General features: G+C 37.0%; 18 protein-coding genes. 8 read left to right on the top strand and 10 right to left on the bottom strand.

What is annotated here, in order from left to right:
• Positions 1 to 74: 74 nt before the first annotated feature.
• The 5 genes from AB3G38_RS03260 to AB3G38_RS03280 all read right to left on the bottom strand — a co-directional run bounded on the left by AB3G38_RS03260 (position 75) and on the right by AB3G38_RS03280 (position 8,020).
• Positions 75 to 1,355 (bottom strand): DKNYY domain-containing protein, encoded by a 1,281-nt coding sequence (locus AB3G38_RS03260; protein WP_367867070.1) that lies wholly within the window; start codon positions 1,353 to 1,355, stop codon positions 75 to 77.
• Positions 1,356 to 1,426: 71 nt separating this feature from the next.
• Positions 1,427 to 2,368: a hypothetical protein gene (locus AB3G38_RS03265; protein WP_367867071.1), complete on the bottom strand. Its 942-nt coding sequence runs from the start codon at positions 2,366 to 2,368 to the stop codon at positions 1,427 to 1,429.
• 109 nt (positions 2,369 to 2,477) lie between these two features.
• On the bottom strand, positions 2,478 to 4,877 hold the full coding sequence (locus tag AB3G38_RS03270; RefSeq protein WP_367867072.1) for a beta-L-arabinofuranosidase domain-containing protein: 2,400 nt from the start codon (positions 4,875 to 4,877) through the stop codon (positions 2,478 to 2,480).
• A 43-nt stretch (positions 4,878 to 4,920) separates the two neighbouring features.
• On the bottom strand, positions 4,921 to 5,835 hold the full coding sequence (locus AB3G38_RS03275; protein WP_367867073.1) for an alpha/beta hydrolase: 915 nt from the start codon (positions 5,833 to 5,835) through the stop codon (positions 4,921 to 4,923).
• Positions 5,836 to 6,163: 328 nt separating this feature from the next.
• A complete protein-coding gene (locus AB3G38_RS03280) occupies positions 6,164 to 8,020 on the bottom strand; it encodes an acyltransferase family protein (RefSeq protein WP_367867074.1) in 1,857 nt (618 codons plus the stop codon).
• Between the two features lie 648 nt (positions 8,021 to 8,668).
• On the opposite strand from AB3G38_RS03280, the gene AB3G38_RS03285 reads away from it, so the two are divergent.
• The 5 genes from AB3G38_RS03285 to AB3G38_RS03305 all read left to right on the top strand — a co-directional run bounded on the left by AB3G38_RS03285 (position 8,669) and on the right by AB3G38_RS03305 (position 12,632).
• The gene (locus AB3G38_RS03285; protein WP_367867075.1) at positions 8,669 to 9,469 is read left to right on the top strand and encodes a hypothetical protein; all 801 of its coding nucleotides are present in this window, start codon (positions 8,669 to 8,671) and stop codon (positions 9,467 to 9,469) included.
• 255 nt (positions 9,470 to 9,724) lie between these two features.
• The gene (locus AB3G38_RS03290; RefSeq protein WP_367867076.1) at positions 9,725 to 10,387 is read left to right on the top strand and encodes a DUF6266 family protein; all 663 of its coding nucleotides are present in this window, start codon (positions 9,725 to 9,727) and stop codon (positions 10,385 to 10,387) included.
• Between the two features lie 402 nt (positions 10,388 to 10,789).
• Complete coding sequence (locus AB3G38_RS03295) at positions 10,790 to 11,344, top strand: peptidoglycan-binding protein (RefSeq protein ID WP_367867077.1); 555 nt, start codon at positions 10,790 to 10,792, stop codon at positions 11,342 to 11,344.
• Positions 11,345 to 11,550: 206 nt separating this feature from the next.
• Entirely contained in the window at positions 11,551 to 11,817 is a 267-nt protein-coding gene (locus tag AB3G38_RS03300; protein WP_068399462.1) for a helix-turn-helix domain-containing protein, read from the top strand.
• A gap of 398 nt (positions 11,818 to 12,215) precedes the next feature.
• On the top strand, positions 12,216 to 12,632 hold the full coding sequence (locus AB3G38_RS03305) for a hypothetical protein (protein ID WP_367867078.1): 417 nt from the start codon (positions 12,216 to 12,218) through the stop codon (positions 12,630 to 12,632).
• 16 nt (positions 12,633 to 12,648) lie between these two features.
• On the opposite strand, the gene AB3G38_RS03310 is transcribed toward AB3G38_RS03305, so the two are convergent.
• Positions 12,649 to 13,962 carry a sensor histidine kinase gene (locus tag AB3G38_RS03310; protein WP_367867079.1) on the bottom strand — a complete coding sequence of 438 codons (1,314 nt, stop codon included), beginning with the start codon at positions 13,960 to 13,962 and terminating at the stop codon, positions 12,649 to 12,651.
• 246 nt (positions 13,963 to 14,208) lie between these two features.
• Here AB3G38_RS03310 and AB3G38_RS03315 point away from each other — a divergent pair, with 246 nt between their 5' ends.
• Together AB3G38_RS03315 and AB3G38_RS03320 are read left to right on the top strand one after the other, a co-directional pair.
• Positions 14,209 to 14,520 (top strand): hypothetical protein, encoded by a 312-nt coding sequence (locus AB3G38_RS03315; protein ID WP_367867080.1) that lies wholly within the window; start codon positions 14,209 to 14,211, stop codon positions 14,518 to 14,520.
• A gap of 161 nt (positions 14,521 to 14,681) precedes the next feature.
• Positions 14,682 to 14,888: a hypothetical protein gene (locus AB3G38_RS03320; protein ID WP_367867081.1), complete on the top strand. Its 207-nt coding sequence runs from the start codon at positions 14,682 to 14,684 to the stop codon at positions 14,886 to 14,888.
• A 56-nt stretch (positions 14,889 to 14,944) separates the two neighbouring features.
• On the opposite strand, the gene AB3G38_RS03325 is transcribed toward AB3G38_RS03320, so the two are convergent.
• Together AB3G38_RS03325 and AB3G38_RS03330 are read right to left on the bottom strand one after the other, a co-directional pair.
• Positions 14,945 to 15,793, bottom strand: a complete 849-nt coding sequence (locus AB3G38_RS03325) for an IS3 family transposase (RefSeq protein WP_367864487.1) — start codon at positions 15,791 to 15,793, stop codon at positions 14,945 to 14,947.
• Positions 15,793 to 16,272, bottom strand: coding sequence for a helix-turn-helix domain-containing protein (locus AB3G38_RS03330; RefSeq protein WP_367864486.1), 480 nt, complete (start codon positions 16,270 to 16,272; stop codon positions 15,793 to 15,795). Before AB3G38_RS03330 ends, AB3G38_RS03325 begins: the two co-directional genes overlap by 1 nt.
• 132 nt (positions 16,273 to 16,404) lie before the next feature.
• Between AB3G38_RS03330 and AB3G38_RS03335 the strand changes: the two genes are divergently transcribed.
• Positions 16,405 to 16,608 carry a hypothetical protein gene (locus AB3G38_RS03335; RefSeq protein WP_367867082.1) on the top strand — a complete coding sequence of 68 codons (204 nt, stop codon included), beginning with the start codon at positions 16,405 to 16,407 and terminating at the stop codon, positions 16,606 to 16,608.
• Between the two features lie 49 nt (positions 16,609 to 16,657).
• Here the strand turns inward: AB3G38_RS03335 and AB3G38_RS03340 are convergent, their stop codons facing one another.
• Both AB3G38_RS03340 and AB3G38_RS03345 read right to left on the bottom strand, forming a co-directional pair.
• The gene (locus AB3G38_RS03340) at positions 16,658 to 16,996 is read right to left on the bottom strand and encodes a hypothetical protein (protein ID WP_367867083.1); all 339 of its coding nucleotides are present in this window, start codon (positions 16,994 to 16,996) and stop codon (positions 16,658 to 16,660) included.
• 78 nt (positions 16,997 to 17,074) lie between these two features.
• Positions 17,075 to 17,458, bottom strand: coding sequence for a helix-turn-helix domain-containing protein (locus AB3G38_RS03345; RefSeq protein WP_367867084.1), 384 nt, complete (start codon positions 17,456 to 17,458; stop codon positions 17,075 to 17,077).
• Between the last annotated feature and the right edge of the window lie 82 nt (positions 17,459 to 17,540).

Below are 17,540 nucleotides of genomic sequence, written 5' to 3' on the forward strand. Positions count from 1 at the left end.
GATAAACCTCAACAATAGTTCTCTGTGCGATGCGCTAGTGCCAATTCAAAGAATTGGGCGTAAAGGGATGAATATTAATACTCCTGGTCGTCCCAACCCGGATTAAATAAACGCTTATAAAATTCCGTGCTAAATATGGAAGGGCCTTCATAGTCGTCGATTGATTTCGACAGGGCATTCTTTATCGGGAGCTCCTTTGTTTTTCCGTCAGTTCCAAGAATCATCAAAGCCTGATTGTAGTTACCGTCGTTTCTGTATTCAGGATGAAAATAATTTTGGTTTCCGCAAAGGTAAAGAGTTCCTGCTTTGCCCTCCATAGTGACATTGCTACCGGAAGCCTTAAAATTCCTGGCATCAACTCCATCTACTGCACAGATACCTGTTGTATGCCCTGTGTAATGGGGCATGCGGCCACCTGTCTTATCCCATTTGCCAAATGTAAAATATACATGTTTTCCGTCAGTGTAAATTCCACGGTCAATCCTAGTCAATGGTGCAGTATTATCAAGGCGCCCAAGGGAAACAAGTTCATGACGTTGGTGATCGTAGCAATAAAAATCCGTTCCGCTGTAAAAAATTGCGTGCCAGCCGAAATCCCCGTCAAGAGAGAGAAGCTTTAAGCCACCGTTTTCAGGGCTATGTTTTTCTGCAGATATAATGTATTGATCGTTGAAATAATGACTCCCATCGAAGGCATATTGTGATTGATACTGGTCATCTGGTGGGTTCAATACTTTAAATCTTAATGGATTCGCACCCTTTATTTTTACACCTCTGAAAAATACATTTTTCTCATCGCAGATGTATTCATCTGCCTGGGCAGATCCATCAGGTCCGTATTCCACCTGATGCAGCGAATTTACATCAGCCCACGATACGATGTTCTGTTTATAATAAAGGTGATTTTTATCGAAGGCATAATAGCTACGCAAATGTGCAAAGGAGGTTGCATCTGCTTTTTTTATCTCAATATTGGCATAAAACACCTTCCGCCCATCCCTGCAAAAATTATTGCCTAAATACGCTGTCGTTGCAGGATTCATGCCGGCTACTTTATCTGCCTTGAAAAAAACATGATGGGAATCCTTGCCCATGTCCCCCCTGTATGAGACATCCTTTAGAGGTTGGAAAGTAGCTAAATCGGCATCCTTTACCCAAAAGTAGCCCACGCCGGGCTTGTTGAAATAAATCTTTCCTTCACTGGAGCAATATCTGCTGTACGGATAGCTAATTGTCTCTGATGTTAAGTTGATGCCGTCATGTGCATTATTATACTGGGTTTGTTTAAAGATGACGTAACCTCCAAATAATGAGATTAAGATGATCAGGATGGTTACAATTTTAACAGGCTTCATAAAACATCTGTTTGAGATAGAATTAAGGATTTAAAATTTCGGCATCAATATGTAGAATTATAAATTCGGTTTTACAGCATCATTGCCAGTATTGCCGTATTGAACAGGGCCGCTATGACCACGCAGGTGTACCAGATGATCCTGTTTTTTGTTTGCTGATCAAGTGCGTACATTTTATAGCAGAAAAATGCGCAGATAAAAAAGAAGACTTCTATAAAGAGGTAAAAAATCCAGCTAATATAGATCCAGGTTTTATCTGTTGCATATACTAAAACATCATAGTAATAATCAAATTTTACCTGTGGCTGTAGGGCTGACTTCAGGTAAAAGAAATCAACCTTTGCACGGGGATCATTTAACTTAACCAGGTCATTTTTAAAAACATAAAAGTTCACTGCCTCACCTTTATGCTCCTGGTCATAGCTGCCATCTTCAGGCACAGACAAAGCAATAATGTTTTCGCGGGCTGTGCTGAATACCGGTGAATGATACGACCGGTAGAAAGAAGCATTGTATGGGGCAATCTTAAATGTATAGTTGTGAAATCCTTTACTGCCTGTTTCCCGCAGCGAGTTTATTGTGCCTTCTGTTTTGATAAGCGAACCACTGATTAGTGAAACATATTCAAAAAGGCCTCCGGTAAACAGCAGCGGAAACAGCAGCAAAGCAATCAGGGCCAGGGTGAATTTAGAGAAGTTGCCGGATGGTTCATACATCGTTCCGCTCACCACAACTTCTGCGTTCTGTCCCGGTATATTGATGAATTCCAGATTCACAATCGTACCACTGACCGATCTCATTTTGCCAAAAGCACCCTGGAACTGGAGTGTCATCGGCTGATGAATATAAGTTGCTGCATCGTCATTTGCAAAAGACAAGGGTGAGCCTAACAGCGCTTGCCGGAACCTGAGTTCAAAAAACCTTTGGTCATGCGAGTGCTGTCCATAGCGAAAGCTGTAAACTTCGGGAATGACTATGTTTTTTATCACAACACTAATCGGGTTTTCCGCCATAGAAGTTAAATTTAATTGTTCTTTCGTTAGTTATGATCAATATTTGCACCGGACTATAGTCTGAAAAGGCGCCGGCTAATTATTTAATATCTATTATTTTAAACGGTGCCTAATTATTTTTAACCAATCTGACACGATAAACCGGGGCTGTATCACTTCCCGAAACCGAAAGAAATTTTATTCTTACCTGTTGTTTACCTTTTAGCATTGCTGCTGGAATAAGGTATTCTTCGTGATAGAAACCAGATTTCTTTGTGTCATCAGTATGATCAATTACTTTAAGCTTCTGGTCATCAACATAAATCTCAAACTTTTTCCCGGCTATGGTGGCAAACTGGTACCTGACATTAAGTGATAAATCAGTAAGTCCCTGAGTGGACATGTTATAACTGAAATATCCTCCGTTATTGGCATCACGCCAGAATTCATCAGCATTACTACCGGTACGGGAGTTTTCCTGGCGTAAGGCATGATCAACTTCTGGTTGCTGCTCGCCTGGTGCTACAAAATCCACTGTCCGCTGATCCAGCTTCAGTTTCTCCTTTTCTATTTTTGCCACTGAATCCAGGTAATTAACATACTGTGCCGGAGTTAACCTCATCCAATAGGCCATATACCGGGCATCGTGAATACGATAAAAAGGCTCGAGCACCAATGTCTCTGAATTTATAATTTTTTCACTGGCGAATGCAAAAGTCATCGGCCGCCCGGCTACAGGGACGATCTTTCCCGGAATTGCTGCAATGTTATCCTCAATAATGATAGGTGCTTTGTCAACAGGAAGCTTCTGGCCACTGGCAATATGCCCCCAACGGCTATCGTCCGCAACCAGTCCTTTCAGTCGTTCCGTTGCTGTTTTTGCAGCCAGCATGATAGGACCATGCATAATGGCAACATACTCCGGAACGTTTGGCATTTGCTCGATTGTAGTCTGCATGGGCATGATTACCTTGATCACATCCCCTTTTTTCCATTTTCGCTGAATGCCGATGTAAGAGGAGGGAAGCTTTTTATAGGGTATTACTTTACCGTTAATCAGAATTTGCATAGTACCTTCTTTTACCCACGATGGGTGCCTCAGCATCAATGTGAAATTTGCAGATCCTGCTGTAATGGTCAGTGTAGACTGCTCTTCGTCAGGAAAAGAAGTCTCTTGTTTTAACGCTATATTTTTCTCCTTCCAGTTTAATTTTGAAGCGATAAACAAATTTAAATACAAGGAATCTTTTGTATGCGTATAGATAAACTCGTTATACTTACCATGATTCTCCATGCCGCTTCCTACACAACACCACATGGCCTCATTTGGCGCAGAATAAACCCTGTAATGCCTCGGTCTTACCGGTGTAAAATAAACGTATCCTCCATGCTCAGGATGTTGAGTCGATAAAATATGATTGTATAATGCACGCTCATAAAAATCGGCATACTTTGCATCGGGCTGTTCCCTGAATAAGCCTTCTGTAAGTTTAAGCATATTGTAGGTGTTACAGGATTCAGGCCCTTCCACATCATTCACAAAGTCTGTACTCGCTGCTGCACTCGGAAAAAACTCGCGTCTGCTGTTTCCACCAAATGCAAGCGTACGGTTGCTGGTAACTGTTTCCCAGAAAAAATTACTGGATTTCGTATATTGATCATCATGACTCAATTCAGCTATGCGTTGAAATCCAATAGCTTTTGGCACCTGTGTGTTGGCATGCTTGTTATCCAGATTGTCCTGGCCCGCTGCCATTGGGGTTAAGAGCTGGTTATGGGAAAAACGCTTTGCAGCAACCAGATACTTTTTGTTGCCGGTGATTTGATAGGCATCTGCCAATTCTTCGTTCATTCCCCCATGCTCGGTATCAAGCATAGCTTGCATTTGCTTTTCAGACAGTGCTGATGTTATATCAATTGCCCAGTCACAAAACTTCAAAAATACATCTTTCGCATCCTGATTACCTCCATACAACCAGGCATCCCTTAATCCCGCATACATCTTGTGTACATTGTACCATGGAACCCAGGCAGTGCGGTAAGCTTTAAAATCGCCTTTTTTAAATGCCGGCCATATTTCATGGCTATTGGGAACTCCACCTGCATAACCAGCACCCCAGTCAGGATAAGCAATGCCGTTCCTGATCTGACAAGCCTTGAGTGCTGCAACCATGTAGTCCATTCTGCGTTTGCATTCGGCATTTCTTGTAGACGCATAATTAAGCGCCATGGCAGTTAAATAATGACCCCCGATATGTCCATCTAATCCTTCCCAGTTTTTATAGCTTGCTTTTTTCACAGGAATGCCAGCTTCTTTCAGGTATGGCGCTAACATTCGATCTACATCGTATTTCAGCAGTGTTTTAATATTAAGATCCCTGGCTTTTATAAAAGGTCCGTTCGTCAAACTCACCTGATCCAGCGGAAATGTATTTGGATAGAGCTTTTCCTGCGCATTTATTTGTAAAGAGAAAAAACATATTGCGATTGCGATTTTGCAGGCCCTGGTACTCAAAGAATAATTACTCATTGTTTTTTATAGTTTAACAGATATAGGGTGAATCATATTCATGTTACTTAATGGCCTGGCTATCTGTAACATTATATTTAGAAAAGGTAGAAGGATCTACGGGCTTAAACAACAACTGAGAAAACATAAATAATCCGTTTTTCCATACTTTAAAATCATGAAATCCAGGTTCAATAAAATAAATATGCGGAACATCAGTTTTTACCAGGTAATCGTGGGTACGTTTGCTATTTACGATCAGATTATCACTGGCACCACACGAAATAAACAATAGCTTCAGCATTTCTTTTGCCTTTTTTGGATCAGGGACCAATTGTTCTGGTGATTTTGTATTAGGAGCTGATGAAAATCCGCCAACCCAGGCAAATTTATCAAGATGACCTAACCCGAAATTTAAAGATTGCCCTCCGCCCATTGATAATCCGGCGATGGCACGGTGCTCTCTGTCTGAATACACACGGAAATTCGTTTCTACAAATGGGATCAAATCATTGAGCAGATCTTTTTCAAAAGTAGAAAATGCTTCGACCTTATCTCGCGACATCACGTTGCCGGTAGCACGATCGTCCTTCATGGCACGTCCGTTAGGCATCACAACAATCATCGGTTCCAGTTTGCCAGCCGCATACAAATTGTCTAATATAACCTGTGGCTTACCTCCGTTTAACCATTCTTTTTCATCTCCTCCAATACCATGAAGCAGATACAAAACGGGATATTTCTTATTTTTTGAATACCCGGGTGGGGTATAGGTTATGGCTTTTCTGTTGTTACCCACAGTTTTAGAATAGTAACTTATGGTATCTATCTGACCATGTGGTATGGAAGTGCTTTCTACATCAAAACCCGGAGCAGCTGGTGCCACCATTCCCTGAGAGAAAACAGGGGTGCTGCACAAGAAAGAAGCGCCGATCAGCAATACTTCTCTAATGCGTAAATATCTGGTTAACTTAATCATATTTGGTTTTATTGGTTACTAATTTATATTCGAATAAGTCCTGAAATTACTTCCAGGCCATTAACTATTTAACTTTGGTTGCAATCTTTAATTCATCCGGATTTTTGTCCGGAATAATTTACTACTTATTTATTAAATTTACACTAGTTAAAATTAAATAATTCGGCTCCTGTTCCTTTAAATATAAAATACAGGTCATGTTACCCTTTTAACTTTATTTATTTTACAAGAAAGGAGCTTCCATTTTTTTAGACCGCCAGTAATTTAATATTTAAATTAGCCAGTAAGCTTTCCTTTGGGCTATCAGGAAGGCAATTGGTAAGGATAACTAAAGACAGTGTCTGAATAATTGATCTAATAATATCATCACTTTTTTATCTTCAGCTTTACCATATAATTTAGATCCAATGGCATTCAAGTGACTATTATCATAATATAGGCAAGTCCCATTGCAGAATGGAAAATCCTTTAATTTAAAGAGCTTACTATTCCTTAAATCTAAAAAGTGAACATTAGGATATTTTTTGATGATCATGAGTAGCCTTTCATAATCATCTTTATCATATAGCGCATTGAAAGAATTAATTACAGGTAACCCTAAATGTTTAAATCGTTGATATTTAATTGGATTTACAGAAAAATGAGGAACGTCTGAAACAATTATAAGCTGTTGATTTCTGGACATTTCTTTGAAAAAATTTTCAAGGCTTTTAATCTCTTCCTGACCTTTATCTTTCCAAAGTCCTGCAATCACAATAATTTTAGATTTATTAATAACAGGCTTTAATAGCTGCTGCTGTTTATTCCAATTATCAATTTCTGGTTTAGAGCTTTGTGTGCTCTTGATATCGAATGTAGGGACGTTAATAAATCTATCAAACGTGATACTTCTAAATTTAAAATTGTGGGCTTTACCTATGACATCAAAAAAAGGATTGAGATGTAATGCATGGCTATCACCAATTAAAAGTAATTCTTTAGCAGAACTTGTATCTCCGCGGATAATAATTCTATCTCCATTACTGTGGTTTTCCAGTCCTAATGCATTTGGTGATGTGACTTCATCTGTAGTAATAAATATTTTGCTATTAATAGATTTTGATAAAAAGCCTAATGAAATCAGACAAATAACTGGTGGTATGAAAAATATAAAGAATTTCCTGTTTTCTTTTAAATCCTTAAAAGGAGTTTCGATGAACTTGTAAGATAGCCATGAAAGGCATGCAATAGCTATTAACGCAAATATGGTCAGATTTAAATTTAGAATATAACGATCTGAATAGTATCTAAGAAAAGCAAGTACTGGCCAATGCCATAAATAAATTGAATAGGATAGTTCTCCAATATATACTATTGGTTTTACAGAAATTATCTTGTTAAACCAGCTTCCACATGATATTAGAATAAATAAGCTTCCAACACAAGGTATTAAAGATAAAAAACCAGGAAAATCTGAGGCCTCACTGATAAAAATAAAGCTGAAGACTATTGCTGTAATACCTGTCAAACTCAAAATATTACGTGTTCTAATTGACGTTTTTTCCTCTAATCTCCATAAAATCGCTACAGATCCTAAAAGAAATTCCGGGATTCTGGCTAATAAAGAAAAATACATTCCTTGCTTGTCCCCAAGCCGGATTTTATATGCTGCATATGTAGTAAGTAATATAATTATAATTGGAAAAATGTATTTATTAAATCTTCCAGGTAAGAAAATCAAAACAATAGGCAGCATCAAATAAAATTGCATTTCTACAGACAATGTCCAGGTATGCAATAGCGGTGTTTGTTCGGCCCTGGCACCAAAATAGTCATTAACTGCAGCAGGCAGATAATTGTTGCTGTTAAATATGATGGAATTTGCCAAAATAGTTCTGAAATTCGAAAAGTCTTTCCCTATAAATAATATTGTGGTACAGACTGTAACAAACAACAGCAAAAACAAATAAGCAGGAACAATTCTTTTAATTCTGTTTAGGTAGAATTTTTTAAAACGGAAGGTGTTGTTCTCTTTTTGTTTTATAATAATTGATGTGATCAAATATCCAGAAATCACAAAAAAAATATCTACTCCAATAAAACCACCTGGTAATAAAAATTTATTAAAATGAAAAATAACTACTGATATAACAGCTATCGCTCTAATTGACTGAATATCAATTCTGTATATTTTTTTTTGATTCATTGTTATCGGAAAGATAGATAACTTATTTATAAATAAATTGAATGCGCGTGATCTATCATTATTGATTTTGAATCAGTGATTTAATTAAGCGAATGTATGTTAAATATAAAGAATAATTACTCCCCGTTGTTAGGAAGACAATGCATTGATTATCTAAATAGAAATGACCTCTCCCCAAAAAACTTTAAAATTTAAAAGGCGAAAAACGCGGGTAATCGAAGAACATTAATTTTAAAATTATTGAACTCGACAACTTCAGGAAAGCCAGTTTTCAAACCCTTTCACTTGATATAAGTCATCCTGATCAAAAAGATGTTTTTGACCTGCAACATCCGGGTACTGCCTGAGTACTGCCTGAGTACTCGTTAGGGTAAGAACAATGCTGAAGTAACGCGAGAGCATGGCAACTCTAAGTCAAAACAACTAGTTGAAATGACTTAGAGTACCTACGCTTAAAAGCTGTTTACAGCTTGGTCTTACACCGACCACCACTCAGGCACAAACAAAGCATGACTAGTTGAAGACTGATGAACCTTATAATTTTTCCTTTGACCAGAACATGGACAATTACGGACAATTGCAGACAGCTGCGGACAATTATGGACATTGCCTGCTTAGGATGATACTCTTTAGCACAAATCTTTTACATTGATAAAAAAACAAATATTTATGGCAATTTTCGACGGTAAATTTTTAAAGGGAATCCTGGGCGATTTCATTTTTAAAGTAGTAGATGGAGTACAGGTTGTTTCAAAAAGACCTGTGCCAGGCACAATGAAACAAACAGTGGAAACCAAAAAGGCATCAGCGAATTTTAGTAAAAGTAGCATGCTTGGAAAACATGTTAGAGGTATATTTCATAATACCAACGGCGGAATGAACGAAACAAGTTACGTTTTTCGATTCACCAGTGTGCTGACTACAGCCCTTGCAGCATGTGAGAATCCCACAAAAACGGGATACTTTTTTAAGCGAAACAGTTTTGGTAATTTAGCCGGTTTTGAATTTAATATTAAATCTCCTGTAAAAAAGATTTTGAATTTAAAACCGAAAATCGAACTCAATCAGGGAATTATGAAGATTGTTTATGATGAGTCAGGTAACGCGCCAAAATTGCGTTTTCCAAAGCATGCAACTCAATGCAAACTAACATTCGTAGTCGGATTAATCCGGCTGAAAGATGGTAAAAGAATTCTTAATCCGGAAAAATATAGCATTACCCTTAAAAAAAACGAAGAATTAATAAATCTGATTGATTTTTCTTTTAAAATTCCAGATGGTTGTCTAAGCATCGCTGTAATGTTTTTGAGTTTCTATAATGGTATCACCTTGTTAAATAGTAAATCATTTAATCCCGCAGTCATATGTGATGCAATCTTAAGTCCCGGCACTTTTACCAATCAGGATAATCATTCATGGATGGAAATGCCAGGTTTGAACTTCGGTTAATTTTGCAGCAGCTATTATCAAAGGCTCTCCTTAACTGGAGGGCCTTTCTTGTTTTAACCCTGTTTTTAATAAATAAAGCTTTTTCAGTGTTGGACAAATCCGGTCAAATCCGGTCAATTGCGGACAATAACGGACTATTGCGGTCAATTTATTTTTGAGCTAATTTATTGATATACTTTTGTTTAACGAGTTTAAGCAGCCGGCATGCTATTGACTTGAATTAATAGAATAATTCATTATTTAAAATTAAAGAAAATGGGAAAGATCAGAACAGGAATCCTTGGTGGATTCTCAGGAAAAGTAGGAACAGTAATCGGTGCCAGCTGGCGTACGTTGGATGTAATGAGAAGTTTACCCAAAAAAACCAGTAAGCCACCAGTCAGATCACAAATTGATCAACGTAAAAAATTTGGCTTAATAACCGGTTTTTTAGGTGCTATTAGTGAGGTTGTGAGTAAAGGATACCAATCCGGCAACAAACTGTCTGGCCCGATGAACGAGGCGGTTAAATTTAATCTGAAAGAAGCTATCTCAGGTGTGTCTCCATTATTTACGATCAATTATGCTAAGTTAAAACTGACTCTTGGAAAGTTGGACATTCCACAAGACCTTTTAGCAGTGCCAGTTTCAGGCCGTAAAGTAGCAATCACCTGGGCCTATGATCCTTTGGATTTTAACACAGAAAATGAACGTCTGGAGCGTTCTACGGATAGAGCTAGTATAATAATTTACGATGAAACGAATGATTATTTTCTAATTCCATCAACCGCGGTCAGAACCGCTGGTAAATTAGAAGCACGTATGCTGTCTAAAACTAGCGTCGGTAACACTTTACATTGCTGGTTTTACATTTCTTCTTTAGATGGTAAAAAGGTAAGTACCAGTGTTTATCTGGGGCCTATCAAAGCTATTGCATAGGATTTGAATAAACCGGCAAGCTGACGAGTTTGCCGGTTTATATAATAAGACTGCTATTAACTGATAAATTCTTAAAATTTAAAATGTGATGAATATAAAAACTATAGAATTGCCGGGGATAATTAAATTATTACCGGTTGTCAATACCTCCTTAAAAAGATCGGAACCCAGAATGATACTCGCAGTTTTGCTGTTAATATGGTGCTTTGCGCCCAGGTTTCTCAACTTGTTTGATGAAAGGGTAGGTAGCATAGATCAAAGTATCTGGCTATTGATTTTATTGAGCATGATTAGTTTTCTTTTAATAACCGCTTTATCGTGGTGGTTATTACAATGGTTTTGGCTACTGATGAAATTACCCGCTCTAACATTTATGGTTTCACAATTTAATTTTCTATCGTCATGGCAACAATTAGGCTTTTACTGGGCATCCTTTGCTTTGTTATTATTAGCGGCTTCGGCTTGCTTGATCGCAATCTGTTAAATAACAAATGTAGCTTCAACGCTCTGGAGTGTCAAAAAAGAGAGCTTCTTGTTCGTATTGCGGAAAAAGAAATAGGGGTGAGGGAAATAACTGGAAACAATGACGGATTTCGTGTAGAGACTTATTTGACCAGTGTAAGTTTAAAAAAAGGGCAGCCCTGGTGCGCAGGTTTTGTAAGCTGGGTTTTTGCGCAGGCTGGATATGATAAACCACGATCAGGATGGACACCAGATCTTTTCCCTTCATCCCGTTTAGCACGTTCTGCCTTACCAGGTAATTTGCTGGGTATATACTTTGTTAAATTAAAAAGAATAGCTCATGTTGGGATGATCGTTAATCAAAAAGGAGATTGGGTAAATAGTGTAGAAGGTAATACGAATATTCAAGGCAGCAGAGAAGGTGATGGGGTTTATAGAAAAAAGAGACATATCAAGACTATTTATAGAATTGCTGATTGGGTAAAAGTTAATTAGTGTTAATTATTGTTAAATAAGATATTTTGTTTTCTTTTCAATAAATAATATTTATTATATTGTTGTGTTATTAAACCTATTTATTTTGAAAAACGCAAAATTATTCTGCAAAAGAGTTATAAATACTTTTTTGATTATTCCTCCCTAACGTGACTATTTAACAATCGTTGAATAATTCAGATAGTTTAAAATTTAATCATGTGAATATGGAAATGAACGATAAAGTGAATTTGTTGATAAATGTCCTGGCTGAAATGATGTGTACGAAAAAGCAGGAGAAATTTGTTGCTCATGAAAGAAATTTGTTAGATACCAATGATGTGAAATCTATGTTCCGAATTAGCGACCGTACTTTAAGAAGATGGCGAAGCAGAGGGTTATTGAAGTCTGTGATTATTGTTGGCTGTCTTTATTACAGAAGAGAAGATGTGATGAGCTTAATGGAAAGTAAATTCAGGGATGAGATAAAATGAAGAACAGATTTCCACCAACAAAGAATCTTAGTAAATTGAACAAACTATAGTCGATGTTATATCACGCAGCATCGACTATAATTAAAAGTAATATTAATTGAACAGAAAATCTATACTTTACAAAAGTCTGTTTTTACGGTGAGAGGTCAGTTACAGTATTTGTAGCGATTGCAATTGTAGCTTTTTTTAAATATAATTAATCTTAAATATGAACATATTTCCATTTATTAAATCTGATTTCGCAAGAAATACTTTAGCTGTAATAGTTGTTCTTCTTGTTCTAATACTTCTGATGCAAAAAGGATATGCTTTCGGTCAGTGGCTAAAAAAGTAATCAGTTTAAATTAAGGATCTCACATCGTTCTGTGTTTATAAAAAGGATGCAAAAAGTATAAAGAATGAAAATATCAATTAAGATAGTAATTACTTATATTATTGTTTTGTTTTTCACAGTTTCTTGTGTTCAAAAAGAGGTGACCTCCATTTCAAATGAAAAAAATATGGATGGAATTTTTAATGATCGATGGAATCAAATTAAAAATGCCAAGGATAAAGAAGAAGAAAAAGAGCTGGTTTATAAATTTATGCAATTCCTTAAAACAAAGGACTATACTATTAGTAATCCTACTTATGTTTCAAGTAATGGGGCTGTTAAACCTTTTTCTGAAATGTTGGATGATACAAAGGCAGACCAGTTGAAGAGTATCAATATTGAAATAATAAACGATAACGAAGAAGGAGAGGATAAACGTATTAAACTTATGAATTGGAAGCCGATTGATAATGAATCTGCTGTAATGTTTTTACGGGAGTAGAAGCTAGAATAAGAAATTAAAACCGCGGGCTTTCTATTTGCTTGTAATTTATAAAAATAAAAAAGTCGGAACCAACTCCTGGATTACTTTCAAACCCTATTCTCCCGCCTTGCCGCTCTATAAACTCCTTGCAAAGCACCAGGCCTAAGCCAATTCCTCTTTCGTTATCCGTACCAAATGCAGGTTCGGACTTAATAGAAAAAATCCTTTCCTGTTTATCTACCGGGATCCCTTTTCCATTATCGCTGATACTTATTTTACATTTACCGGATATCAACTCAGCTTTGATCGTAATTTGTCCTCCATGCGGAGTGAATTTCAACGCATTGCTGATCAGATTGCGTACGATCAGCTGGAGCATATTGATATCAGCAATTACTTCCAGTGCAGGAGGGATGTGATGATTCAGAGTTATATTTTTTTTCAAGGCATGGATGCTTTCCATCTCTATTGTTGGCTGTAATGTTGTCATCAAATCTACAACAACCAGGTTTACATTTGGGCCTTCCATCTGCGACTTAGACCAATGCAACAAATTGGAAAGCATTTCCATCGTATTATTAGTAGATTTAAGTAATGCCTTTTCTAATACTAACCGGTCTTGTGTGTCCACTACACTTGTATTTAATAACTCCAGGTAGCCTTGTATATTCATTAGCGGAGTCCTCATGTCGTGTGAAATGATAGACATCAGTGTTTGGACTGCTATTGTCTTTTCTTCCGTAGCTTTTCGCTCTTTATCATAACTCCGTCTCATGAATTTAATGACGACGTAAATTATGATTACAGGTATAGGAAATGCAGTAATCCGGTCAATAAACTGACCCCGGCCGGTATTAAAGGGGTATTTCACTAAAGACGGACAGTAATATTCAAGAATATGCAATACCAGAAAACACGACAAATAGATAACTAACCATTTGATATGTTGGTGATAGGGAGAAATTGTAAATACTAATAAAAGATAAGCAGGCCATATCAGGTCAGTAGATCCATTGATTCCTGAATTAGCAAAGTAGTTAATACCCAGAAGTAAAACACCTATTAAACCGAATAACGTACTGTTATGTGTTTTGCTATGAAATCTGGAATAATAGTACTGGTGCAAAAAGAATAAACCAATTAGAAAAGTGGACAGCGCCGCAATATAAAGACCTGCAGATATATCGTATGGCACATATAAACAGGTCAAAGCGATCAGGCCAATACAAATAGAATGAAATATCCTGCTTTCTAAAGAAAACATTGATGGACTCCCTATCAGATCAACCCGGAAAGCATTTTTTTTTGAAAGATGAGCATTAAGAATACTGAAGTTGAATTTTGGCATGAAGATTATAAACTACGATGGCTGTTAAAATTAGAATTTTAGTTGGCAAAAACCTATGCCTTTTAGTGTGATATAGTATTCTTCTTCTGGAATATTATATCAATACTCAATCTCAATATTACAAAGAAAAATGCTTGTCTAATGCTAAATTCTGAAGGAATATAAACGTTTAAGCATAGTATCCGTTTATAGATGAATATTTTACCTTTTAAATTATAAGTTTGAATAAGATTTCAAATAATTACAATGAAAGTTAATATAATTGTCATGGATATAGATGTACATGACGTTAATTTAGCTATGCAGTTTTATCAGGAAATATTAGGCTTGAATTTATTAATGGATCACGGCTGGATTAAAACGTTTAGTTCCGATGAAGAACAGCAGGTACAGTTTAATTTTGCAAAGGATGGAGAATCAGGTGGATATTCTGGCATCGTCCAGAATATCCATTCACAGTTTAATACTTTAATGTTATGGCAACAATTAAGCTTTTATTGGGCATCATTTGGGTTGCTTTTGCTTGCAGCATCGATATGCCTGGCAGCAATTTGTTAATGGGTAACTAGCAGTATCAGGCAATCCTGGATTTGAAGTACCGGCTGCAGGTGGTTAGGATTGGAGCAAGGTGTGAGGGACAGGTTTGGAAATAACGATTGGGAAGGGTGGAAGAGTATTTACAGGATGGCTGATTGGGTGAGAAATGGAAGAAGGATACCATGAATTTGGATAAGAAAGTAGATCACAACTTTGAGTCGCTTAATAAAAGGATAGATTTATTACAAGGGAATTCTGTTTCAACTATGGAATCATTGGAAAAGGGAATTAATGATGTGAAGTCAGAGCTTCAGAAAATATCTGTAGTTACCCGGTATGAAAATGAGTACTTCTACCTTGTAAATCCTAAAAACGGATTGCCAAACTAATTTTTCGAAAAAGATTTAAAAGGCAGATAAAGATGTTTTGGACTGCCCCCAAAAGTTTAGACAAATTTAGTATTAGATTTGTTATAATGAGCCCGATATTCCATCGGGCTCATTCCGTTTAAGTTCAATTTTATTCGTTCCTTGTTGTAGTACCAGATATAGTCATTTATATCTTTTTTGAGCTGATCTGTCGATTCATATTCATTTAAGTAGAAGAGTTCCGATTTTAAGGTTCCGAAAAAGTTTTCAATTATAGCATTATCTAAGCAATTACCTTTTCTGGACATACTTTGGATAATCCCATTTGCTTTTAGCAGTTGCTGATACTTTGGCATCTGGTATTGCCATCCCTGGTCAGAATGCAAGACTAACTGAGAAGTATTCCTAGCTTGTGGTAATACTTTTTTGAGCATGTCCAATACTCCCTTGAAAACCGGCCTGTCAGTGAGTTCATAGCTGATAATCTCCTGATTGAACAGGTCTATTATTGGAGAGAGGTACAATTTCTTTCCCTTGACTTTGAATTCTGTAACATCTGTGGCCCATTTTTGCATAGGTTGGTTAGCCTTGAAATTCCTATTAAGGATATTTGGAGCTATTTTCCCTAGCTTGCCCCTATAAGACCTGTATTTTTTTATCCTGATCAGGCTCTTCAACCTCATTTCTCCCATCAATCTAAATACAGTCTTATGGTTAATAGCCATTCCGACCCGTTTCAGTTGCAAGGTAATGCGCCGATAGCCGAAGCGACCTTTATGGGCATGATAGACCTTGTTGATCTGGATCTTGACCTGTTCGTATTTATCAGGCAAACTGGCCTTCTTAGAATAATAATAAAATGTACTTCTTGCCATGCTAATACAATTCAACAGGGTATCCAGGTCGAACTGATGCCTTAGTTCCATTATGGCTTGCGCTTGTTTTCGGCTTGAACTAAGGCCTGGAGCTTTTTTAGCAGGGCATTCTCTGCACGTAAATATTCATTTTCCCGTAAAAGCTCTTCCTCACGGGTAAGTGGCCTATCCGATTTTCTCGGTTTTCGCTTGTTTGCTGGATTCTCCTTATATGCCATCGGTAGTCTTCCTTTAGGTCGCGGTTCTAGTCCAGATGATCCAAACTTCTCAAATCGTTTCTGCCATTCGATAATTCCCGCATCACTTGAAAGCCCAAAACGTAGCACCGCCGCTCTCAAAGATAACTTTTCTTCACGAATTGACTTCAGGACTGCTAGCTTAAAGGATGGACTAAAAACTCTTTTCCCCTTTCTGGGAAGTAATCCAGGAGCTCCCAGATGCTCGTATATCCTAAACCAATCTTCGAAAAGAGAATAAGTAATCCCGTATTCCTCACCCAGAGATTTTGCAGAACGATAATGTTCCGACATCTGCTTCACACAGTATAACTTGAATTCAAAACTGTGTCTGTTTTTCTTTTTCATAATAATGCCCCCAGAAAGTGTCTAACTTTTTGGGGGCATTGCATTTTTGTCTGCCTTTTGTTTAGAAAGTATGTGTCTTTGATCATTTTGATAAAGTTAGCAGAGCAGTTACATCCAATGGACTTATATGGAAACCTTTTTAAACCTGACTTCCACCCGCTGGATAGATTCCTTGCTGCTGCCATGTTATTTGTAGAATTCAGTGCTTTTTTGAGTATAAAAGATATCTCCATCAAAAATTTTCATATCACTAAATTCAGGTGGAAGCAGGGCCTGTTTTAGAGTAGACTTTCCTGCACCTTTACTCTCTGTAATTGTAAATAGCTGAGGATTAGCGGATAATGGCATGCTTGCTTCTTAATGCTCTAACCTCTGTTTTAGTCAGTATCCTAACGATTTGGCGGGGAACTTCTATATTGCTCTTGTCAAGTCTCTCAACCCGGATTCGACCATCAGGGTATTCATAAAATGCCTCATCTTCTTCCAAACGATCATCAAAGACCATAAAACAATGCCCACTACCAAGATCATTTTCTCTCAGTTTGCGAATAACCTGTTGAAGTCTTTCAATTCGCTCTGGGCATCGTAAATAGGCTTCCGAATAACCTTTTTTCTCAGATCGTTCCAGATCACCAAATAGTTTGCCTTGTATATGCTGCTTACGTTCCATAACTACAAAATGATGGGTTATAATTGAACATATACAAATTACATCTAGTTTTGATTGCTTTTTGTAATAAGCTTTTAACTATTTGTTGTTTTTCAATATTTCTACTTTGTCTTGTTCGCTTTTTAGTAGACGCTCATAAAGCTCAACAACTTTATCTAATGGGTTGTATGAGCACTGGTAGTTATAAGCATAAGCGGTTGAATTGTCATTCATATTCTGAATATGGAAAATCAAAACTTCTTCACTAAAGTTTTTTATAGCTTCAGCACTCACACCTAAAACATCAGCAATTTTCTCAAGCATTGAATCTTCGATCTCTTCGCTTTGCTCAATTTTTGAAATAGTTTGTTGACTTACGCCCAGCTCACCAGCAAGAAAATCTTGTTTTATACCTCTGATTTCACGAATGCGACTAATCTTTTTTCCTATATGCACTTTGTTGGATTTTGTAGCTGTTTCCATAGAACAAATATAATTAATTTCCAGATGGTAAGTAACAATTAAATATGGGTAAAGTACAATTTGAATTGGAAACTAGCTATTG

This window comes from Pedobacter sp. WC2423 (genome assembly GCF_040822065.1).
Taxonomy (GTDB): Bacteria; Bacteroidota; Bacteroidia; order Sphingobacteriales; family Sphingobacteriaceae; genus Pedobacter.